The sequence below is a fragment of the Enterococcus sp. DIV0876 genome (assembly GCF_050529585.1).
Taxonomy (GTDB): Bacteria; Bacillota; Bacilli; order Lactobacillales; family Enterococcaceae; genus Enterococcus_D.
Genome location: NZ_CP172882.1, coordinates 737,567 through 760,082 on the forward strand (window position 1 = coordinate 737,567; position 22,516 = coordinate 760,082).

Consider the following 22,516-nt stretch of genomic DNA (forward strand, 5'->3'; position numbering starts at 1 on the left):
GAAATGGAAAATGAATTGGAAAAAAGGATTATTGGTTTCAACAGGTTTGCTGGCTCTTACATTGGCGGGTTGTTCTACAACAGGTGCTTCAAATGACACTTCTGCCTCGGGTGCTGGTACTGAAACGGCAGCCCAAACGATTTCTGTGAGTCTGCCTGCTGAACTGACTACATTGGATACAACGCAAACAACGGATAAGGTGACCTTTACAGTCATTCAGCATTTGTTTGAAGGCTTGTATCGTTTTGATGAAGACAGTCAGCCTGTACCAGGATTGGCTGAAGGGGTTGACATTAGCGAAGATGGTAAAACATATACCTTTACAATTCGAGAAGATGCCAAATGGAGCAATGGTGAAAAAATTACAGCCGCCGATTTTGTCTATGCATGGAAAAAACTAGTGGATCCGGCAACGATGGGACCTAATGCCTATTTGCTAGATAATGTGGTCAATAGTAAAGATATCCGGGAAGGCAATGCATCAATCGATACGATTGGGTTAGAAGCACCAGATGACCAAACCTTTGTCGTGCAGCTAGACCAGCCGCAAGCGTCTTTCCTATCTGTCGTGTCTATTGGTTGGTTGGCACCGCAAAATGAAGCATTTGTGGAAGAAGAAGGCGATGATTATGCCAAAACAAGTGAAGACCTGCTTTATTCTGGACCTTTTGCTTTAACTGATTGGCAGCAAACAGGTGCTGAATGGACAATGGTCAAAAATGACAATTATTACGATAAAGATGTGGTCAAATTAGATGAAATCAATGGTTCTACTATTAAAGAAGAAAATACAGGTATCCAATTATTCGAAAGCGGTGAATTGGATATCCAAAAAGTCAGTGGTCTATATGTTCAACAATATCAAGGCAATGATCAATTGGTGACACATAATGATATCGCCAACTATTTCCTTGATTTCAACAAAAAAGCCAATGCAGCTTTAGCCAATGTCCATGTCCGCAAAGCCATTTCATTAGCAATCGATAAAGATAGTTTGGCAAATGATGTTTTGAATGATGGGGCGAAACCATTGAATGGTTTGATTCCAAGCGGCTTATATGCGAACCCGAATACAAATGAGGATTTTCGTGCCTATAGTGGAGAATACAATCAATTCGATCAGTCCGCAGCCCAAGCAGAATGGCAAAAAGCCCAAGCTGAAATCGGCGATAAAACAGAATTGAAACTGTTGGTCACAGATGATGACAATGGACAAAAAATCGGGGAGTACTTGCAAAGCCAGTTACAAGAAAATCTGCCTGGGTTGACGATCACGATCAATAAACAACCCCGAACCAACCTGAACCAATCTCGTTCTGATGGCAATTATGAACTCTCAGTGTCTGGATGGATTGCCGGTAGCAGCGATTTAGATTCTTATTTTAATTTATACAAGAATGGCTCTTCTTACAATTATGGCGGCTATGATAGTGAAGACTATACAACACTGACCGAAAATGCCCGCACGGTCGATGCCAATGATCCAGACAAAGTCTTTGAAGATTATAAAGCAGCTGAAGAAATTTTATTGGATCAAGATGCTGCACAAGTACCTTTGTATCAAAGTGCCTCCAATTACTTGATCAAATCAACAATCAAAGATATTCAATATCCCGCTTACGGCGCGTATTTCTTTTTCCGCACAGCGTCGGTCAGTGAGTAGACATCACATATCAAACCCCTTTTTATCTCATTTGGTAAAAGGGGGTTTTGACATAAAAAAAGCCCACCAAACACTTGGTGGGTAAAATGCGGAAGATGGGAGTTGAACCCACACGAGATAATCTCACACGCGCCTGAAGCGTGCGCGTCTGCCATTCCGCCACTTCCGCCTAACAAAACGATACATCTTTTGGGAGGGAAATGCAAGGAAAAAAAGGAGCCCCGTCAGCGGGGACTGACGGGGTAGGAGTAAAAATGAAAAAGTGTTAGGGTTTGTTTGTTGGTATACATATATCATAACTGGCAAATGTGAAAAAAGATGGGTGAAGATGATATAAAAAAGTGAAGAAACAAAGACAATCTAAATAAACAGATTTGGGTTCGATCACACTTAAAAGACAAGTAGACCATCTGGAGACAATGATCTAAAAATGACACCTGTTTGTCTATAAACAAAAAGGAGCCCTGCCAGCGGGGACTGGCAGGGTAGGAGTAAAAATGAAAAGTGTTAGGGTTGTTTGTTGGTATATGTATATAATAGCCTGTAAATGTGAAAAAAAATGGGTAAAGATCCTATAAAAAAATGAAGAATTCAAGATGAAATAGAATCATGAGCAATAGCTAAAATATTAGCCGGCATTTGCTGAAATAAAAAAGGGCCTGTCAGCGGGGACTGACAGGCAAGGAGTAAAAATGAAAAAGTGTTAGGGTTGTTTGTTGGTATGTCTATATAATAGACCGCAAATGTGAAAAAAGTATGACGAAGCAACCACGATTTATGGAACAAAGATTAAGAAAAAATAAAGACAACCAAATCCCCTGATCCTTTCATGGAGGAGCAGTGATTTGGTTGTTTTTTATTGATTGGTCAAATCTAAATTGCTTTCATTGAAAGTATCGCCATGACTAAGGTCCCCATACTGATACCCGCGATTGAACCAAGCAACACGTTGTGCAGATGTACCGTGGGTAAAGCTGTCAGGCACAACATACCCTTGGTATTCTTTTTGAAGGGTATCATCGCCAATCGCATTTGCTGCAGTGATGGCTTCTTCGATATCCCCAGCTTCTAATATAGGCTGACCCTGATAGGTTTCACCAGCCAAATATTTGGCAAATGTGCCAGCCAGATAGTCCGCTTGCAATTCAAGGCGGACACTGTATTCATTATATTCGGTAGGGGAAACTTGTTGGCGAATTTTCTCTAATTGCTGCGTGATGCCCAATTCATTTTGTACATGATGACCTACCTCATGGGCAATCACATACGCCATTGCAAAATCACCACTAGCCCCATATTTACTTGCCAGTTCATTGGCAAAACTCAAATCAAGATAAACATGTTCATCTGCTGGACAATAAAAGGGACCGACTTGTGCTGTTGCATATCCGCAAGCAGATTGCACACTATCTGTAAACAAAACCAGTGTTGGATCTTGATAGGATTCTTGCCGCTCTTGGAACACCTCTTGCCAATAATCTTCTAAGTGTCCAAAGACGACTGCTGAAAATTCTTTTTCTTCAGTATATTCATTTGCGGATACATTTTCTGTTTGATAACCGGCTGCTTGATTGCCGCCGAGAACATCAGGCAACGAGCTGATATCGCCGCCGCTAAAAAGAAAGAATAGCACGGCAATGATGACCGTACCGATCCCGCCACCAGCAACCAATTTCCCACCCGAACCTGATGAACGTCCCGTTCGATCATCAACATTGCTACTTTGTCTACCCCCACGCCATTTCATCCGTATCTCCTCCTCAAGTATGCTTACCTTTATTATAGAAGATATAGCATGAGTTTGGAAAAAAAGCGGCTTAGACAATGAGAAACCAACAACAACTATGAACCATAAGCGATAACCAAAAAAATGATGGTTACACTTTTTTACAAACAAGCAGACCGATAATTACCAGGTGTCACACCTTCGAATTGTTTGAAGACACGTATAAATGAATTTGTACTTTTGAATCCAACTTTTTCAGCTACGATTTGGATCGTGAGTGTTTGTGTCGTTAATAGCTGCTTCGCTTTTTCAACACGTAACTGGTTTAAGTAGGGTTTAAAAGACATGCCTAAAGATTCTTTGATTAATTTACTTACATAAGGCTCGGTGAGATGGAATTGTTCGGCGATGTCCGTCAAACTTAGATCTTGGCAATAATATTTATTGATATACTGAATGATTTCATCTGACTTACTGATAGTTGTATCATTTTTTTCTTTTATTTCTTTAAACATGCGTTCAAAAAGAGCCATCATTTTTTCTGTGATCATTGGATCAGAATAACCGTTTTTTATATGTGTGAACAATGTCTGATTCTTTTTGTAGAAATCTAGATAAGATATATCTTTGATTGTTGCCACTCGCTTGAGGGTTAAAGTATACGCCATCGAGAATTCTTGTAAATACGCTAATGTCGTTGTCAACGTAACATTTTTTGCTAATATCTGTTGTAAGATTTCTTTGGCGCGTGGGAAATCGTCTACCTTAATGGAATGAATCAACAGCTGTTCATCATCCACACTGTAATTGATTTTGATTGGTTCGGTACGAATAGCTAACGAAGTGGGATGCTCTTTTATCTCTGTATTGTAATAATCGACCCATTGACAAGTTTCGTGAAACGTCTCAATAAATGATTCCAGTGTATGGAACGGTTTAGAGAGAAGATAAGTAACTTTTAAGTCTAGGTTGATTTGTAACGCGTCTTTTAGTTGCTCCACTTCTTTCAGTATATTCACTATTTGTTCCTTATAAATAATCAGTACGAATTGTTCTTCAGTGAAACTAATAAAATCATACGAAAATGTCGGACTTATTTTTTTGATCAATTGTTTCCTGATCTGAATGATTTCTTCTTTCTTTAAATTGATTTCTTCGGATTTCTCGCCAAAAAAAGTGAAAAAAGCAAAGACACCTTGTTCTTCCTCAATCTTTTGCAGATGGAAGGAGTGTAATAATTTTGTGCTTGTTTCATAATCATATTTGCCAAATAACAAATTTTTCAAAAAAAGGTCTTTGACTTCATCTGGAATCGGTGTATCCACATGTGTCAATGAATGTGTTGATTCAATCATTTGATGTAAGGCACGGTTGATATCATCAACTGTATATGTATCAGTTGTTCCTTTCTTGATTTCATTGAGAATCAAAAGGTATGGGCGATAAAATCGCCGACTTAAAAAGACAACCATAATCGAACCTACAAGAATCAATAGTAGGAGTGGAATAAGAAATGAAGAAACAGTAGAGAAAGGAATAGAAGTTCTCTGGTCCATTTGCAATTGAAAAGATACAAAAGGCAACACTTCTGATGATTTGGTTAAGGTCGTGCGAGTGGCGTTGATATCTTGTTGGATATCATTGTGGGAAAAATCAATCAATGAAGTTGAAGAATCATTGGTTGATAGGTATTGTTGATCTAGAATCATCAAATGATTGTCATTTGTACTTAATATTTCATCCTTTTTCCAATAGGCAAAGAAATAGAGCTCTTGATTTTCTATTTGTTCTTTATTGATAAAAATCAAACGATGATCTAACGTTTCAAAGACAGAAGAGGTAAATTGTGCATTGGATAATAGATCTGCAATGACGCCGGATTCTGTTTTTATATTTAGAAACGTAAAAAAGTCAGGATAGACGAAATAACCATCTGAGCTGACCACAATATTACTTGAAGGATTCATGATGCCTACAGAATACTCCGCTTGATTCATTAATAGAAAATTATTCCTGATTTCATCGTACATAGTTGAGAATAGTCCGTAATTCGTGTCAGGACTTTGAGAAAATTGAATAATGCTATCTTTAGTTGCTAAGAGCTTCATCGAGTTTAAAGCAAAGTGAAGTTGCTGATCTATTTTATAGGCACTATTGTCTAAATCTAATTTGTTTTGCGCAGACTGTTCAATGGAACGTTGATTGATTTCGTTTCTGATGACAATAACCATAATTGCAAAAGTATAGAGAACGATAATCGTTAAAAAAGTAAAAAATATTTTTCGATAGGTTTTTGATTTCATAAGGCCTCCTTCACTTCCTTTGGTAGCGGTTACAAACAATTATATAGTCCATCATAAAAAAGTCAATCTGTTGCTGAATGGAGAAAAGTCGAAATTATCTTCATTTTTTAATACAATATACAAAAGTTAAGATAGATGATATATTTTGTGCATTTAGCAAAATATTGATGATTATCAAGATGGAATATCCAGTGTATATTTAAAGCGCTTACTTGATTGGTGGGCAAGGATTTCATAAAAAATAGGAACTGAGGAGGAAACAAAATGGGTAAGAGTAGAAAAGTAGGTGCAATGATTTCACTGTTTGCAATACCAATCTTATTGTCGGCTTGTGGAAATTCAAATAGTCCTTCAAATAGCGAGGGCACGGATGGGAAAACTGAAGTAAAGATCACTTGGCGTAATACGGGGGAAAATGACAAGATGACGCAGTATTTAAACAATACCTTCATCCCGGAGTTTGAAAAAGAAAATACTGATATTAAGATTGTTTTATCGCCAATTACTGCAAGTGAGGGAGATTACTTTTCTAAAGTAGCACTTTCTATGCAATCTGAAAGTACTGCGCCGGATGTTGTAGCAGAAGATTCTTTTATGTTGAACTCCGATGCGAATGCAGGTTATTTAACGAATTTAGATGATTATATTGCAGATTGGGATGAGTGGTCTAATTATACTGAAAATTTAAAGTCAGGTGTCATTGCTCAAGATGGCAGCACCTATGCGATTCCTGGTACATCTGATTCCAGAGGGATCTGGTACAACAAGAACGTCTTTAAAAAAGCAGGTTTACCAGAAGAATGGCAACCAACAACATGGGCAGAAATCATCGAAGCTGCCGAAGCAATCAAAGCATCAGATGACGCAGTGATTCCATTTGGGATGGGCGTAGCAAAGGCAAATGGCGAATCGGTGTCAATGCAGACATTTGAAATGCTGCTTTATGGAACAAACGATACTTTGTATAGCAGTGAAACGAATAAATGGCACGTCAATACACAAGGCATTTTAGATTCTTTGCATTTTATTGATGATGTCTATAATCAGAAAAAATTAGGTCCGTCTTTATCAGTGGCAATCAACAGCAATTATGGATCTGTCATGTTCCAAGATAAATTTCCTAATGATGAAGTGGGTATGTTGTTAGATGGATTTTGGAGTGCTGGGAATTGGACCGAAACTGGGGCGACACCTGTAGAGAATATGACAGAACGCTTTGGTTTTGCTGCCATGCCGACACAAAATGGTGGGGAACCGCCATTCACAACAATGGCGGGAGGCTGGACTTGGGCGATTCCTGAAAAAGCACAGAATAAAGAAGCCTCTTGGAAAGTGTTGCAGGCTTTGGGTGGTAAGGAACAACAAGCTGCACGAGCCGTTGCGGAAGGAAACTTGACTGTTCGGGATGATTCCGCAGAAATAAAGGAATACAAAGAACAGCCATTTATTGAACAAGCAACAACTTTCTTGCAATATGCACACTTCCGTCCTGCAGATGATAAATATCCAAATGTGTCCGTTGAAATTCAAACGATGGTTGAGGCAGTTGCGACAGGAAGTAAATCGCCAGAAGATGCAGCGAAAGATTATGCAGCGAATGTGACAAGAATAGTTGGCGAAGATGCCATAGAGTAATTGTCAGAGAAAAAAATGTTTAGAGAGCGAAACTGAGCTAAGCAATCACCAGTTAGCTCTCTATGTTTGTTAAAAGAAAAGGAGCATAGTTTATGGAACAGACGATGCAAAAAGACAAACAAATGTCTAACAATAAAAAGGCGCTTTTTTTCTTAATGCCCAGTTGGGTATTGTTGCTGATTTTCTTTGTTGGACCAGTGATTTTAACATTTATATTTTCCTTTACCAATCTAGCGTTGACAGGAGTAGAAGCAAGTCAGTTAAGATTTATCGGCTTTGAGAATTTTACTCGGATGTTTAATGATCCTGACTTTCAAGTAAGTGTAGTGAGAACGCTTGTTTTCGTTATTTTTTCTGCTGTTATCGGTCAATGTTTTTTAGGATTCTTAGTTGCCTTTATGATGAGAGAAAAAAATCGTGCTTTTCGTAGGGTGATTGGCTTGATCATCATTGCTGCATGGGTGACCCCCGAAGTCGTCGTGTCATTTTGCTGGGTTGCTTTCCTAGGTGATAGTGGTACGGCTAACTGGTTGTTGGGCCTCTTTAACGTTGAACCTATTGCATGGTTGTTTACTTTTCCCATGATCAGTGTGGTCATCGCGAATATTTGGCGAGGTACAGCATTTTCAATGATGGTATTTCAATCTGCTTTAGACGATATTCCTAAAGAAGTGGAAGAAGCTGCTGTTATGGATGGAGCGAGTCGTTGGCAAGTGATTTTAAGAATCACGATTCCCATGGTCAAAGGAACGATTGCGACGAATTTAATGCTGGTGACATTACAAACACTCGGTGTTTTCACGTTGATATATACGATGACAGGCGGTGGCCCAGGCAATCAAACAGCAACGCTTCCAGTCTTCATGTATAAGCAAGCATTTGTTAGTTACCAGTTAGGATACGGCACGGCAATTTCTTTAGTCTTATTGTTGATTGGTGCGATTGCCAGTATGATTTATATCAAATTGCTTAAAGTGAAAGTGTAGGTGTAAAAAAATGGTCAAGCGTGGTGAAAAAATCGAAACATTATTACATTATGTATTGCTCTCGTTATTGGCACTTTTATTTTTGCTTCCGCTGTTGTGGATGTTGGTAGCCTCAGTTGATCCAGGCGCTATACAAACGTTAAAGTTGCCGGAAACAGTGACACTTGATAATTTCAAGTCAATTATTTCTGATCAGTCCATCGTGCGTTCTTTTGGCATTGGCTTACTGTTGTCAGGCAGTCAGTCGATTCTCGTGGTCCTTCTTTGTGTATTGGCTGCCTACCCTTTATCTCGTTATCAGCTAAGGTATAAGAAAAGTTTTCTTATGGCAGTTCTATTTATGACATCGTTACCTATGACTGCGGTGATCGTTCCTGTATATCAGTTGTTTATTTTTTTGAAATTTCAAGATTCATTGGTTGCTTTGACATTTTTCTTAACAGCCTCTTCTTTGCCTTACGGTATTTGGATGATGAAAAATTTTATGGACTCTGTGCCGCTTGATTTAGAAGAGTCAGCATGGGTAGACGGTGCCTCAACTTGGCAAGGCGTACGAAAAGTTGTAGCGCCTTTGATGGTTCCTGGTATTTTTACTGTTGGTATTTTTACTTTCACAGGAAGTTGGGGCAACTTTTTCGTTCCATATATTTTGATACAGTCACCTGAAAAAATGCCTGCATCAGTGTCTATTTTTCAATTTTTTGGCAACTTCGGTATGGTGAATTACGGAAGATTGGCGGCATTTTCCGTACTCTATACATTGCCTGTAGTCATCTTATATGCATTATCACAAACCTATATGTCTAAAGGGTTTAGTATGGGAGGTGCAACAAAAGGATGAATAATATGCTGCTGACAACAAAAAAATTAGCCAAACGAGTGACAGAGCTGAAACAATATCGGTTGATAAAACTTCAAGATCTTGATTTATGGAAAGCTGTTGAGGATGTAACAAAGAAAGAAAAATATCCGCCAAAGAAATGGGACTTTCATTTATCGATCGGTGATCATTGGCAGGGTCGAGATCGTTATATCTGGGCCCACTATGAGTTGGCAGTGCCAGATAAAAATGATCTGTGGCTTGTCATCGATTTCGGAAGAACAGGTGGAGGATATAATTCTGGCTTTGAATCCTTACTCTTTATCAATGGAGAACCATATCAAGGGGTGGATTCAAATCATACAGAAGTGTTGTTAGACCAATCATACAAGGGCAAAGTCATTGCTTTAGACTTGAAACTTTGGTCTGGTCTTGAAGGTGGCGGGCCAGAAGTCATTCAAAATCATTTATTCCGCTGCGCCTATTTGGCACAAAGGAACGCCAATGCTGATGATTTGTTTTTTACAGCAGATATGGTGAGTCAAACGATCGATCTTCTCGACGAAAATACCCCTGTTCGCTATGATTTGCTGAACGGATTGGATCAAGCTTTTCTTTTAATTGATTGGCAGCAACCGGCTTCCCATGATTTTTACCAGAGTGTTGAACGAGCAAACAGCTTATTACAAGAAACCCTGAAAAAGATCCCCAAGGTTACAGACATTATGGTAACAGCCATTGGACATACCCATATCGATGTAGCTTGGCTGTGGCGTCTAAAGCATACTGCCGAGAAAGCGGCGAGAAGTTTTTCTACGGTGCTGCGTTTGATGGAACAATATCCAGAGTATATTTTCTTACAAACGCAACCGCAAATCTACAAGTATATCAAAGCAGATTACCCCGAAATCTATAAAAAAATCAAAGAAAGAATCAATGAAGGCCGTTGGGAAGTAGACGGTGCAATGTGGCTTGAGTCTGATTGTAATATCCCTTCAGGAGAATCTCTGACACGACAAATTCTTCATGGCAAAAAATTTATTAAAGACGAGTTTAATAAAGATGTGCATTATTTATGGTTGCCAGATGTATTCGGCTATTCTTGGGCATTGCCTCAAATTTTAAAAAAATCGGGAATAGATACTTTTATGACAACCAAAATAAGCTGGAACCAATTTAACCGCATGCCCCATGATACGTTTTATTGGCGTGGAATCGATGGCACAGACGTATTAACACATTTTATTACAACACCAGTCGACGGCAAGAATGATGAGTGGGCAGAAGAGTGGTTTTATACGTATAATGGCACGTTAGAGCCTTATACTGTAAAAGGAATCTATGACGGTTATCAAGACAAACGGTTGAACAAAGAATTTTTACTTTCCTATGGACATGGAGATGGTGGCGGGGGTGTGACAAGAGATATGCTCGAGAATCGTCGCCGATTGGATGCTATTCCAGGGTTGCCGCAAGTAAAAACAGGTACTGCGGCGGCGTATTTCGACAGACTCCATGAAACAGTGAAGAAAAATAAAAACTATGTCTACCATTGGGATGGAGAGTTGTATCTAGAGTATCACCGAGGTACGTATACATCGCAAGCCTACGTGAAAAAAATGAATCGAAAGTCTGAACTTGCTTTGAGGGAGCTAGAGATCTTATATGCAAGTGCTATAAGTACAATTGGGATGGATTACCCGAAGGAAACTTTATTCAATATATGGGAGACTGTATTAAGAAATCAGTTTCATGATATTATTCCTGGTTCCTCAATCAAAGAAGTCTATCAAGATCATAAAAAAGAATTTGAACAAGTGGCAACTTCAACACATGATTTGTTCAATTCCTTAAGGCAAACGGATTCTGATACGTTTATTGTCTATAACACACAAGGATGGGATAGAGATGGGTTGGTCAAGATACCTTTGGCTGTTAAAACGCAATTTATGAATGAGCAGAACGAACAGCTCCCATCAATTTTCAATGGAGAAGAGCACTTGGTTTATGTACCCAAAGTATCGAAAATGGGGCAACTAAAATTAAGGACTACTTCAGATGAAGAAGAGATGGATGAAACGAAAACAGCTGTTTTGGGTCAAAACGTTTTAGAAACCGATCATCTTAAGATTCGTTGGCAAGATGATGGAAGGATAACGAGTATTATTGACAAACATTTGGATAGAGAAATGTTAAAAGGAGAAGGCAATATTTTACAGATTTTCGAAGATAAACCGTTGAACTATGATGCTTGGGATATCGATCTATTTTATCAAGAAAAAGAAACCATTTTGACTGCCTCAAGTAGTCAGATTGGTGAAAATAATGGTATTTTCGCTTCAATCAACTTTGTCTATGACATAGGACAATCGCATATTGAACAAGAAATGAGGGTCTATAAACATACCAAACGAATTGATTTTGTGACAACAGTTGATTGGCATGAAAGACAGCGTTTGTTGAAAACCAAATTTGAATTGGCGATTCGTACGACGGAAGCAACTTATGATATTCAATATGGAAACGTGAAACGCCCGACGCATAACAATACGAGTTGGCAGCTTGCCCAATTTGAAACAGTCGGCCATCAATGGGCAGATATTTCAGATAAGCGAGCGGGTGCAAGCATCCTTAACGACTGTAAATATGGGTATGATATCAAAGAAAATGTCATACGTTTAACTTTATTAAAGGGAGCGATTTATCCTGATCCAACTGCGGATATTGGTCATCATGCATTTACTTATAGCTTCTTTTCTCATGAGGGAGATCCAATTGATGGGAAAGTAGCAGAGGAAGCTTGGGCACTGAATGCGCCTATGTCCGCTATTGAGCAAACAGATCTTCAATTATTGCCGATTCGCATTGATTGCGAGTCTTCCATCATGATCGATGCACTGAAGGAAGCTGAAGCTGGCCATGGGTATATATTTAGATTCCATGATCATACAGGAGGGACAAGAAAAATCAAATTTTATTTACCTGATAGCGTCTGGGCGGAGACGAACCTCATGGAAGAACCTTTGACAGATGTTCGTTCTAGCGATCAAATTGAAGTCCTACTAGAACCTTATGAAATCAAAACATTTCTTATTTATCTGAAAAATGTATAAAGAAATACGCGAAACTGTAGATTTTACAGCTTCGCGTATTATTTAAGGATAGCAAAAGTTATTCAAACTCTTCATACTCATTTGGATCTTGACCTTCGATGCGGCCGTTTTCTTTGTTCAATCCGTTGATTTGTTTTACTTCATCTGGTGTCAATGAAAAATCAAAAATAGCCAGATTTTCTCGTTGGTGCGCCAAGTTGCGTGATTTTGGCAAAGGCAAAATACCGCGATCAATATGCCATCTCAAAATGATTTGTCCAGTAGATTTTTGGTATTTCTCAGCTAATGTTTGAATGACTGGTTCTTTCAGCGCAGCACTCCCGCGACCTAATGGACTCCAAGCTTCCGTTTGGACACCGCGTTTTTCATTTTCTGCAACCATCCGTTCTTGGACCCAGTACGGGTGAATCTCGATTTGATTCAATGCAGGGGTCACACCAGTTTCTTCAATGATCGTATCTAAATGTTCAGGTTCGAAATTTGAGACCCCGATCGTACGAATCAAGCCTAATTTTTGGGCTGTGACCAAGGCTTTCCACGCTTCGACATATTTGCCCCGTTTAGGCAAAGGCCAATGGATCAAAAAAGCATCAAAATAATCAAGACCCATCCGAGCAAGGGACTCTTGGATGCTGGTCAAAGCCTCGTCATACGCATGATATTTTCCTGGAAGTTTTGAAGAAATAAAAAATTCTGACCGTGGTATCCCAGAATGGCGAATCGCTTTGCCGACGATCCCTTCGTTATCATAATTGGTAGAGGAATCGAACAAGCGATACCCATCGGCAATCGCTGCTTGGAGTTGATTGAATCCTTCGCCGCCGCGTATTTGGTAAGTCCCCATCCCGATCGCAGGGCGCAAATGACCGTTGTTTAACGTAATCAATGGTATTTTCATAAAGAAACGCCTCCTTTTTATTTGTATTTTCTACTCTACAATGTTTTTTTTGTTTATGTAAATCAATTTGCTCAACGAAGAAGAAAAAGAATAGGCAGAAGAACAGGAAAATGACTGGATCAAATGATTGATCGAGGCCATCCCTCTTACTCTGCCTATTCTATTCAACGCTATTTAACGGGTGGCGTACCGTACATTTTTGGTGTGACTGGCTTCAACTCAGGGGCTTTGCCTTCGACTTTGGGTTTATCCAGCCATTGGTATTCACCTTCTCCATCTAGTGCTTTACCAGAAGCCCATGGACCATCTTTACTTTGATCACCTTCAGAAAGATTGTAGAAATCATAAGCAATATCCAAACGTTCATTTTTGCGATCAAACGTGCTTGGTACCAGAATGGAGCCTTCTTTTTCTTCCAAATCTTTGACAGCAGCTGCCCAAAGATTTTGGTGATAACTATCACGAGCCAATAAAACTGACAATAAGTCTTTGACCCCACGATCATCGATCATTTCATAAATTCGTGCTACTTGCAGGCGGCCTTGAGATTCAGCATTCAAGTTTGCGCGGAAGTCAGCCAGTAAATTTCCGCTGGCAATGATGTATCCGCCAGACCAAGGATTGCCCATACTATCTGCAGGACGCGGACCTAAACCAGCAACGATAGCCTGTTGTGGATTCATACCCGAGATGATTGCACCGACGGTTGGGTCTTTTTTCATAGCGGCTTCCTGATCTTCGACAGGTGCATCGTCTAATAAACGAGCAACCATCGTAGCCAACATTTCTACGTGACCAAGTTCTTCAGTAGCGATATCCATCAGCATATCTTTATATTTTTCTTCACCACGACAACTCCAACCTTGGAATAAATACTGCATGGCTACACTCATTTCTCCATACTGTCCACCAATCAATTCTTGAAGGTATTTCGCAATTAACGGATTTGGCTTATCGGGTTTAGCTTCAAACTGTAGTTCTTTTTGATGACGAAACATACACATTTCCTCCTTGAAATTATTTGTTGGGCCCAAATTCAGTTTCTCACGATTTCATTTTATCGTCTATTAAAACGCTCTTTTTTTGCAGTTTTTTTGTCATAGGATATTGAAAATGCATTTATTTTGACAAAAGACAAGAAGCGTAAGATAGTTGATATAGAAGAGATGATTGATCAAAAAGGAGCGAGAAGAAATGTTTCGATATTATAAAATTGAGGAAAAAAAAGTGACGGAGTCCACGGAAGAGGATTACAATTGGCTCGTGATCACTGGTAGTGATCCTAATGAGCAAAGAGAACTATTGGATCGGTATCAATTGCCTGAAGATATTTTTATCGGATCAAATGAACCAGAAGAGGTTTCACGTTTGGAATATCTGCGCGATACAAAATTGAATCACCCTTTGCTGTACACATTGATTGATTTGTCAGAAGTGACGGAGGAACGAATTGAAGACCGCTTAGAACCAATCACGTTTATTTATGCCAAAGACCTTTTGATCACATATGTCTCTGAGCGCTCCAATCTGATTGCGCACTTGATTGAAAAACATGAAACAGATATTAAACACTTTGAAGATATCATGGCTTATGCGACGTTGATGATCTATACCCATTTTATCAATGGATTGAAAGATATCAAAAAGGTGATCGATGAGCTGGACAATGCAGCGCGCAAAACGACTGAGAACAATGAGCTGTTCAATCTTGCAGATACAGAACGCGACATGGTGTATTTAGATCATACCTTACGCGATCAAAATCATACCGTTGACCGTTTGATGGAACACAAAGGATTTTTGACGCGTTTAGATAATGAACCTTTGATTTACGATATCAGATTGAGGCAGAAGTTTGCCAATAAAATGGTGACCATTTATCGGGATCTCTTAGAAACGATTGGTGGGTTATTCTCAGATATGATGGACAATAATTTGAACCATTTAATGAAGTATTTGGATTCCGCGGCACTTGTTGTCGCTGTACCATCACTGATCGCCGGATTGTGGGGAATCAATACTGGAGGGTTGCCAGGGAAAGAAAATACGATTGGAACAATTCTGGTTTTCGGCTTGGCGATATTGGTGGGGATTTTGACTGCTATTTTTCTGTCGCGTAAAGATTTTTCTAAATAAAGAAAACGTCACAAGGAAGCGACCCCCAAAAGTTAGATTTTTGGTCTAACTTTTGGGGGTCGCTACATAATGATTGTGGCGTTTTTTTATGCTTATTTTATCCCGCTGTCTAAATTACTATCAAGGATCCACCGTTGAAAGGCCAAAAATACCAAGAGCAATGGCAAAATCGAAATAACTGATGCAGCAATCAAAATGGTCCAATTGATATTTTCGGCACCCACTAAGCTACGAATCGCGACTTGTAAAGTATACTTTTTGGGATCGTTCAAGACGATCAACGGCCAAATATAGTCATTCCAGCGCCACTGGAATGAAAAGATCCCTAGTGTCATGATAATTGGGCTGGCAATCGGCAACATGATTTTCAAAAATATCATACCATCTGAAGCACCATCTATTCGGGCAGATTCGATCAAGTCATTCGGTACAGAAACAAAGAATGTTCGGAACATAAAGATACCAGTAGCCGTATTGATCGATGGGATGATGATGCCTAATAAGTTATCATACAAACCAAGGGCGCGAATAACAGAGAATGTAGGGTTCATGATCACTTCTGTTGGCAGCATGGTCGTGGCGATAATGCAAATGAAGAAAAAACTGAGCCACTTGGCGTCATATTTTGCAAAAGCATAACCGCAAGCGGCACTGGCTAAAATCGTGAGAGCCGTCGTCACTACTGCTGAAATAAGGGTATTGCTAAAATAACGGAAGAAATCAAGTGTTGTCCAAGCATCGATAAAATTTTGAACCGTTGGATTTTCTGGGAACACTTTTAATGGGTAGGCAAACAACTCAGTACCTGGTTTAAAGGCACTAAGTAAAAACCAAAGGAGCGGGAACAAGTATAAAAGAGCGGTAATGATCAATGCCAGTGTCAAGAAGAACATCGCAGACTTTTTCGCTGGTGCTTGTCTAAGGGTATTTTGTTTTTTAGACATCATTCTTGCCACCTCCTAATCTCATTTGGACCAAGCCCAATAGTAATAAAATGACAAAAAGCACCATGGAAGCGGCACTGGCATACCCCACACGCATCTTATCAAAACCGGTGGTATAAATATATTGTACGATAAACATATTATCGGTCCCAGGTCCGCCGTTTGTTAATGACTGAACCAAAGCAAATTCTTTCATCGCGCCAATCGATGCCAGCAAAATCACCATGAAAGAGGTTGGTTTGAGCATAGGAATCGTAATAAAGCGCAGCTTATTCCAAAAGCTCGCACCGTCAATCTCCGCTGCTTCATACAAGGAGCGAGGGATATTTTTCAAGGCTGCTGTAAATTGCAGCATATTGAACGCTGTTCCGCCCCAGATTGCGGCGAGAACAATCACGGAAAAAGCAGCGTTTGAATCGGTAAACCATGGAATCGTTTGTTGTCCGCCTTGTTCTAATAAAAAGTTGATAAAACCGAAATTTTCACCGAACAACCATTTCCAAATCACCCCGGCGATGATCCCAGAGATCGTCCAAGGAAGAAAGAAGATAATTTTTGCGAGAAAACGACCTTTGGCCAATTCGCTGTTCAGCAAGAGCGCGATGGCTAAGGAGATGACGTAGATGCTAGGTACAAGAATGATGACATAACGAAATGTCCGAAACAATGCTTTATAAAAACTTGCATCACGGAATAATTCTTGATAGTTTGCCAAACCGATAAAATTGGCGTCCGCGAATCCCTTATAGTCAGTTAAGGAGTAATACAAGCCTAGAACAGCTGGAATCAAAAAGAACAGGATGAATAAAATGATACTTGCGCCAGTAAATAGCAATGGCCACTTCTGTTTATGTAACGTCTGCATGATAGTTCCCTCCAACACTTCAACTCATGTATCTTATGGAAAAGAACCCAATAAGTTCCGCCGCCATCGCTATATACAGGAATGGATCGCGGCCGAGACTTGTTTAGGTTCTTTCATGGGTTGTTTTTTTGCTTATTTTTTTAGAAATCCGTCATTGTAATCTTGGATCGTTTTTTCGATTGCCTCGTCTAAAGTAATTTCATCATTTAAAACTTGGACGATGGCTTCTTTGTAGGCGCCTGTCAAACCAGTGTATCCTTTCATGCTCATGGTCACTTGATCATTGGTTTGTTTGCCGCTGATTGGTTGGGCCGCAGCAGCAATCTCTTGATTATAGATTTCATAAGAGTCTTGACCTTGTTCATAGTCAACAGTCATGTCTTCTACAGCAGGTAGATAGCCGGCATAGGTGCAGAGCTGTTTATAATTGTCTTCTTGGTACAACCATTCAATAAACTTCTGTCCTTCTTCACTGTTTTTGCTATTGCTGAAACCGGCGATGAAATTGCCCCCCATATTCAAAGCACGGGTTTCTTGCGCAGGTGCATAGACGGATTGCCATTTGAAATTGCTGATATTATTAGAAAAATCGACGATTTGCCAGCTGCCAGAAAAGTATGCTGGCACACGGCCGCTTTTGAACATTGCAGAAGCATCTTCTCCAGAGGTCCAAACCGATTTAGGCATGACACCATCATTGTTCAGGTCTATAAATTTCTGTAAAGCTTCTTTGGTTGCATCATCTGTTGTGTAGGAATCACCAGACGCATTTAAGAAGAAGTCTTGTCCGCCATATTGATAGGTGAAAGCCCGCAAGCGATGGTCTGAAGCATCCATGACCATGCCATATTTGGCATCAGTTTTTTCTACAACTTCATTGATTGCCTCAAGAAATTCATCCCACGTCCATATGTCCGCTTCTGATTGCGGATAGGAAACACCCGCCTCGTCAAACAAATCCGTATTTAAGAACAAACCGGTAGCGGTTACATCGGAGGGTAAAGCCTTGACGACATCTTCTTCATTTTTGATGGTCATTGATTCTAATGTATGTGCTTCTTCGGCAACAGCCGTCAAGTCCATCAAGTATTCATTCCAATCCGGCAAAACGGTTGAAACACGCACAACTTCTGGGGCGTCATCTGCTTGGACTGCTTTGGTGACTTTTGTCAGCAAATCGTCATAAGGTACATCTGTCACTTCAACAGTTACACCGGTTTCTTCTTTATATTTTTCTGCCATTTTCGTGTAGGCGCCGCCTTCACTGGTATCGCCAGAAACAAACATGCGAATCTCTTTTGCATCACTGCTGTCGCTGCTGCCGCACCCAGCTGCAGCAAAGAGTAAAGCCGCCAGACTGATAATAGATAACCCCAACTTTTTATTCATGATGATTTGCTCCTTTTATATTTTTTGTTTTGAATGTTCAAAAAAAGCCCTCTTAATCAATCGTGACTGAGACGTGGGCGTGTGCATGATAGAACTTTAAATAGATGGAAATTCAGTGTGGACAACAAGATGGACAATAAAAAAGCGGTATTGGTGAATAGGTAACATCTGTTGTTCTACTTTAGTTTAGCTGAAAAAGAATAAAATTCATAATAAAACGATTTCATGGGAGAGTTCTTTTTAAAAGAACGGGTACGCACGCGTTTAAGCACAAATATACGGACGTCGAAAACCTTAATATAACAATGGATTTTGGCTTTTTGCATCATTTGAGAGCAAATCTTTTGTCTAATTCAAAGAAGAAGCGTAACATAAACAGTGTAATAAATATCTATAGAGAAAGAAGGAGAAAAACATGGGTTGGTTATGGACATTAATCGTAGGTGCTATTATCGGTTTGATCGCCGGTGCAATTACAAATAAAGGTGGATCAATGGGCTGGATTGCGAACATTGTTGCTGGTTTAGTCGGCGCTGCAATTGGTCAAGGATTATTAGGTTCTTGGGGACCATCATTAGCTGGAATGGCATTAGTTCCTTCAATCATTGGTGCAGTTATCGTGGTTGCAGTTGTGTCATTTTTCTTAGGACGCTCTAAATCCTAATTATTCAGCTATTGTTCACATTTATTGATCACAATCGGAAACTATGGATACAAAGGCAGTGTTTGACGAAACGTCAAACGCTGTTTTTTTTTGCAAAAGTGCAATCCTTTTGTCAGATTGAACATTACTCGGTACACTGGAAGTAGACTAAAAAAGAGAGGAAGAGAATCAATGAAAAAACAGTATGAAACAGCAATGATCAATCGCGGCGGACGGGTCGGTGAAGTAGAAGCGCCTAACGGCAGTATGCACATGAAAATCGACAAACCAGGCATTCATAGTGAAGGGACCAATCCGGAACAATTATTCGCAGCAGGTTATGCTTCTTGTTTCAATGGTGCCGTGCAGCATATGTTGAAAGAACATGATATCGAATCCGAATCTGAAGTCAAAGCGCGGGTTTCTTTATACCAGCATGACGATGGCAGTTACCAAATCGGCGTGATTTTAGAAGTATCGCTGCCAGGTGTTGAAAAAGAAGAGGCTGAAAAAATTGCGGAAGAAGCCCATGATTTTTGTCCGTATTCTCGTGCAACGCGGGGCAATATCGATGTAGAAGTACAAGTAGTATAAACAATTGTAAACATGATAGAATAAGACGCATTCAGATCGTTTCGGTCTATTTCGCTTAGCGTCCAGTAAAGGAGAGACAGCGATGAACAAAACATACGGCACGATTGTAGGTTTGTTCATGGTCTGCCTCTTTTTGTTGTGGCGTCATTATAGAAAGAGCAGACAAGCGCAAACATTGGTTTTTGCCCAGCTTAAACGTTATCCTTTGATCCAACGGGCTTGGGCAGCAGCACGAGAGGATAGAGAGCCAACTGTAACGATTTCCGGGCTGTCATCAGGTATGCTTGCCTCCGCTGTCATTGGAAACAATATGGAGTCATGTCAGCATATGACACCACAAGGCTTGGCGTTGTCTGAAGAGTGGCTGTTTATTTCACTGTATTGCGGCGATCACCAACATCATTCGCAGATCATGGTTTTTGACCGTCGTTCAGGTAAGCATAGCAAAAATGTGGTCTTGCCAAAACGCCCCCATGTCGGTGGTTTAGCCTATGATTCCGAGAAAGCGATACTGTGGGTAACGATCACTGGCAATGGCAGCGGACGAGTTGGCGCGCTATCTTTAACCAAGTTGTTCGCTGATAATTCTGAGCAAACCGGCGTACCAATCGTTTTTGATTCTATTGTTGACCTGCATAAGATTGAACGGGCCTCTTACTTAACTTGCTATCAACAAGAATTGATTGCTGGATCTTTTGCTTTGAAAGGATCAGGGCTTATCGCCTATTATACGTTGCCGCATGCAGCAGGTAACGAAGATGTTGCAAAGAAGACACGATTTTCACCGAGAATACAAATTTCTACTACCACAAAAGTTCAAAGCATAGCTTTTTATCAAGAGTGGGTATTTTTGGCACGTTCCTTTGGTCCAAGTGCCAGTGAAATCTGGATTTTCCCAAAAGAGGCGGCAGCATTCAATAAAAAAACAGTCTCGTTTCGTATCAAGTGTCCACCATATCTAGAACAAATCGTGGTGGAAGAGTATCGCTTGTATTGTCTGTTTGAAAGTGGCGCTACTGCCTATCGACATAAAACACCATGGCCAATTGAAGAAGTACTTGTTTTGGATATCCCTACACTGTTACACAAAAAAACCGGCTTCAAAAGAAACCGGCGTCTACATATATAAGTGCTTATTCAACGATACTGCGTTGGATATCTAAAACAGTACCCGTTCGGGCATCTGCGAGAAATTCATAAGAGACCAGCTGGCCATCTTCGGTTCGGGTGATGCCACCTGTATAGCCTTGGGAAGTCACAGCAAATTTACGCAAAGGCTGTTTCTCAAAATTGATCCAAGAGCCTTCAATAGGGCCTTCTTTGACAAATGCAGATTTAATATTTTCTAGAACATCGTCAGCATGAAGACTCTGTTTGTTTTTTAACCAAATAGTGGAAAAGATCCCTCCGGCTAATCCTAGTCCTAAGCCAACAGTCAGGCCGTTTTTAAAATATTGTATCGGGCGATGATCATGCATGTTCTTATCCTCCTTCAATCGTTTTTTCACACGTTGATTTGATAGCATGAAATCAGAGATTTAATTATTATAAGTGTAACATAGTTTAGAATTTTTCTATAAGAAAAATAACCAGATCGAAGAATTTACGTTATAATATACCAATAATGAACTTTAAAGGGGGCGAAGCTTGTTTTTTACAACAAGCAATCAAACGATGGAAGATCAAACATTTCAACGAATCAAAGAATTGACAGAATTACAAGGAACCAGTGGGTTTGAACATGATGTGCGTGCATATATGCGTGAAGCGATGACACCGCTAGTAGATGAGGTGCAACAAGATGGTTTGGGCGGTATTTTTGGCATCCGTCATCATCAAGATGAAGATGCGCCCCGAATCATGTTAGCAGCACATATGGATGAAGTTGGTTTCCTTGTGACGACAGTGACTGACCGCGGCTTATTCAAAGTAACACCATTAGGGGGCTGGAATCCATATGTTGTTTCTGCCCAACGATTTACCTTGAAAACTGCAAAAGGGGATTATCCATGTGTGTCATCTTCTGTACCGCCTCACTTGTTACGCGGCACAGGCGGCCAGAAATCAGTGGAAGTAACAGATATTTTGTTTGATGCTGGTTTTGAATCAAAAGAAGAAGCTGAAAGTTTCGGTGTCCGTCCAGGGGATACAGTGGTGCCTCAAGTGGAAACCATCAAGACTGCGAATGGCAAACATATCATTTCGAAAGCTTGGGACAATCGCTATGGTTGTACCGTTGTATTAGATGCATTAGAAGCATTGCAACATGAACAATTGGGACACACATTGATTGCAGGTGCCAATGTGCAAGAAGAAGTAGGCTTACGCGGTTCCCGTCCATCCGTGACGAAATTTAAACCAGATCTATTTTTTGCCGTAGATTGTTCACCAGCAGATGATACAGTAACCAAAAATGGTACCTTTGGTCATTTAGGGGAAGGTACGTTATTGCGTATTTTTGATCCAGGATTGATCATGCTGCCTGCAATGAAAGAATTCTTGCTGGATACAGCTGAAACGCATCACATTCCTTATCAATACTTTGTCTCAAAAGGCGGTACTGATGCAGGTGCAGCGCATATGGCAAATGAAGGGATCCCAAGTACAGTCATTGGTGTACCAGGACGCTATATCCACACCCACCAAACACTATTCAGCATTGCTGACTATGAAGCAGCCCGTGAAATGGTGATTCAAGTATTGAAGGGCTTAGACAAATCCACTGTCGACACGATCATTGCCGGAAAATGATCCATCGATTAAATCAAAAAACCACTTCACATTGAAGTGGTTTTATTTGA

General features: G+C 40.1%; 18 protein-coding genes and 1 tRNA gene. 10 read left to right on the plus strand and 9 right to left on the minus strand.

The genetic code is table 11. The features are described from left to right. Positions 1 to 10 precede the first annotated feature (10 nt). A complete protein-coding gene (locus tag IGI41_RS03440; protein WP_430611329.1) occupies positions 11 to 1,663 on the plus strand; it encodes a peptide ABC transporter substrate-binding protein in 1,653 nt (550 codons plus the stop codon). 87 nt (positions 1,664 to 1,750) lie between these two features. Here IGI41_RS03440 and IGI41_RS03445 read toward each other — a convergent pair. The 3 genes from IGI41_RS03445 to IGI41_RS03455 form a co-directional block, all read right to left on the minus strand. Continuing rightward, positions 1,751 to 1,832, minus strand: a tRNA-Leu gene (locus IGI41_RS03445). A gap of 687 nt (positions 1,833 to 2,519) precedes the next feature. Then, positions 2,520 to 3,410, minus strand: coding sequence for a KPN_02809 family neutral zinc metallopeptidase (gene ypfJ / locus IGI41_RS03450; protein ID WP_430611330.1), 891 nt, complete (start codon positions 3,408 to 3,410; stop codon positions 2,520 to 2,522). A gap of 140 nt (positions 3,411 to 3,550) precedes the next feature. Further along, on the minus strand, positions 3,551 to 5,692 hold the full coding sequence (locus IGI41_RS03455; RefSeq protein ID WP_430611331.1) for a helix-turn-helix transcriptional regulator: 2,142 nt from the start codon (positions 5,690 to 5,692) through the stop codon (positions 3,551 to 3,553). A gap of 264 nt (positions 5,693 to 5,956) precedes the next feature. On the opposite strand from IGI41_RS03455, the gene IGI41_RS03460 reads away from it, so the two are divergent. The 4 genes from IGI41_RS03460 to IGI41_RS03475 all read left to right on the plus strand — a co-directional run bounded on the left by IGI41_RS03460 (position 5,957) and on the right by IGI41_RS03475 (position 12,246). Then, on the plus strand, positions 5,957 to 7,327 hold the full coding sequence (locus IGI41_RS03460; RefSeq protein ID WP_430611332.1) for an extracellular solute-binding protein: 1,371 nt from the start codon (positions 5,957 to 5,959) through the stop codon (positions 7,325 to 7,327). 92 nt (positions 7,328 to 7,419) lie between these two features. Continuing rightward, positions 7,420 to 8,313, plus strand: coding sequence for a carbohydrate ABC transporter permease (locus IGI41_RS03465; RefSeq protein WP_430611333.1), 894 nt, complete (start codon positions 7,420 to 7,422; stop codon positions 8,311 to 8,313). Between the two features lie 10 nt (positions 8,314 to 8,323). Then, positions 8,324 to 9,154, plus strand: coding sequence for a carbohydrate ABC transporter permease (locus IGI41_RS03470; RefSeq protein WP_430611334.1), 831 nt, complete (start codon positions 8,324 to 8,326; stop codon positions 9,152 to 9,154). Continuing rightward, positions 9,151 to 12,246: an alpha-mannosidase gene (locus IGI41_RS03475; RefSeq protein WP_430611335.1), complete on the plus strand. Its 3,096-nt coding sequence runs from the start codon at positions 9,151 to 9,153 to the stop codon at positions 12,244 to 12,246. Before IGI41_RS03470 ends, IGI41_RS03475 begins: the two co-directional genes overlap by 4 nt. Positions 12,247 to 12,304: 58 nt before the next feature. Here the strand turns inward: IGI41_RS03475 and IGI41_RS03480 are convergent, their stop codons facing one another. Together IGI41_RS03480 and IGI41_RS03485 are read right to left on the minus strand one after the other, a co-directional pair. Then, complete coding sequence (locus IGI41_RS03480) at positions 12,305 to 13,144, minus strand: aldo/keto reductase (protein ID WP_430611336.1); 840 nt, start codon at positions 13,142 to 13,144, stop codon at positions 12,305 to 12,307. Positions 13,145 to 13,314: 170 nt separating this feature from the next. Then, positions 13,315 to 14,142 carry a manganese catalase family protein gene (locus IGI41_RS03485; RefSeq protein ID WP_430611337.1) on the minus strand — a complete coding sequence of 276 codons (828 nt, stop codon included), beginning with the start codon at positions 14,140 to 14,142 and terminating at the stop codon, positions 13,315 to 13,317. 196 nt (positions 14,143 to 14,338) lie between these two features. On the opposite strand from IGI41_RS03485, the gene IGI41_RS03490 reads away from it, so the two are divergent. Continuing rightward, entirely contained in the window at positions 14,339 to 15,280 is a 942-nt protein-coding gene (locus IGI41_RS03490; protein WP_430611338.1) for a magnesium transporter CorA family protein, read from the plus strand. Between the two features lie 92 nt (positions 15,281 to 15,372). On the opposite strand, the gene IGI41_RS03495 is transcribed toward IGI41_RS03490, so the two are convergent. The 3 genes from IGI41_RS03495 to IGI41_RS03505 form a co-directional block, all read right to left on the minus strand. Beyond that, positions 15,373 to 16,227, minus strand: a complete 855-nt coding sequence (locus IGI41_RS03495; RefSeq protein WP_229078534.1) for a carbohydrate ABC transporter permease — start codon at positions 16,225 to 16,227, stop codon at positions 15,373 to 15,375. Beyond that, complete coding sequence (locus tag IGI41_RS03500) at positions 16,217 to 17,089, minus strand: carbohydrate ABC transporter permease (protein ID WP_430611339.1); 873 nt, start codon at positions 17,087 to 17,089, stop codon at positions 16,217 to 16,219. Before IGI41_RS03500 ends, IGI41_RS03495 begins: the two co-directional genes overlap by 11 nt. A gap of 132 nt (positions 17,090 to 17,221) precedes the next feature. Continuing rightward, entirely contained in the window at positions 17,222 to 18,478 is a 1,257-nt protein-coding gene (locus tag IGI41_RS03505; protein ID WP_430611340.1) for an ABC transporter substrate-binding protein, read from the minus strand. 415 nt (positions 18,479 to 18,893) lie between these two features. Here IGI41_RS03505 and IGI41_RS03510 point away from each other — a divergent pair, with 415 nt between their 5' ends. The 3 genes from IGI41_RS03510 to IGI41_RS03520 all read left to right on the plus strand — a co-directional run bounded on the left by IGI41_RS03510 (position 18,894) and on the right by IGI41_RS03520 (position 20,844). After that, positions 18,894 to 19,142, plus strand: coding sequence for a GlsB/YeaQ/YmgE family stress response membrane protein (locus IGI41_RS03510; protein WP_430611341.1), 249 nt, complete (start codon positions 18,894 to 18,896; stop codon positions 19,140 to 19,142). A 171-nt stretch (positions 19,143 to 19,313) separates the two neighbouring features. Then, the gene (locus IGI41_RS03515) at positions 19,314 to 19,715 is read left to right on the plus strand and encodes an Ohr family peroxiredoxin (RefSeq protein ID WP_430611342.1); all 402 of its coding nucleotides are present in this window, start codon (positions 19,314 to 19,316) and stop codon (positions 19,713 to 19,715) included. A gap of 82 nt (positions 19,716 to 19,797) precedes the next feature. After that, on the plus strand, positions 19,798 to 20,844 hold the full coding sequence (locus tag IGI41_RS03520) for a hypothetical protein (RefSeq protein ID WP_430611343.1): 1,047 nt from the start codon (positions 19,798 to 19,800) through the stop codon (positions 20,842 to 20,844). A 4-nt stretch (positions 20,845 to 20,848) separates the two neighbouring features. On the opposite strand, the gene IGI41_RS03525 is transcribed toward IGI41_RS03520, so the two are convergent. Next, entirely contained in the window at positions 20,849 to 21,193 is a 345-nt protein-coding gene (locus IGI41_RS03525) for a hypothetical protein (RefSeq protein ID WP_430611344.1), read from the minus strand. 196 nt (positions 21,194 to 21,389) lie between these two features. Here IGI41_RS03525 and pepA point away from each other — a divergent pair, with 196 nt between their 5' ends. Continuing rightward, positions 21,390 to 22,466: a glutamyl aminopeptidase gene (gene pepA, locus IGI41_RS03530; protein ID WP_430612711.1), complete on the plus strand. Its 1,077-nt coding sequence runs from the start codon at positions 21,390 to 21,392 to the stop codon at positions 22,464 to 22,466. Positions 22,467 to 22,516 lie beyond the last annotated feature (50 nt).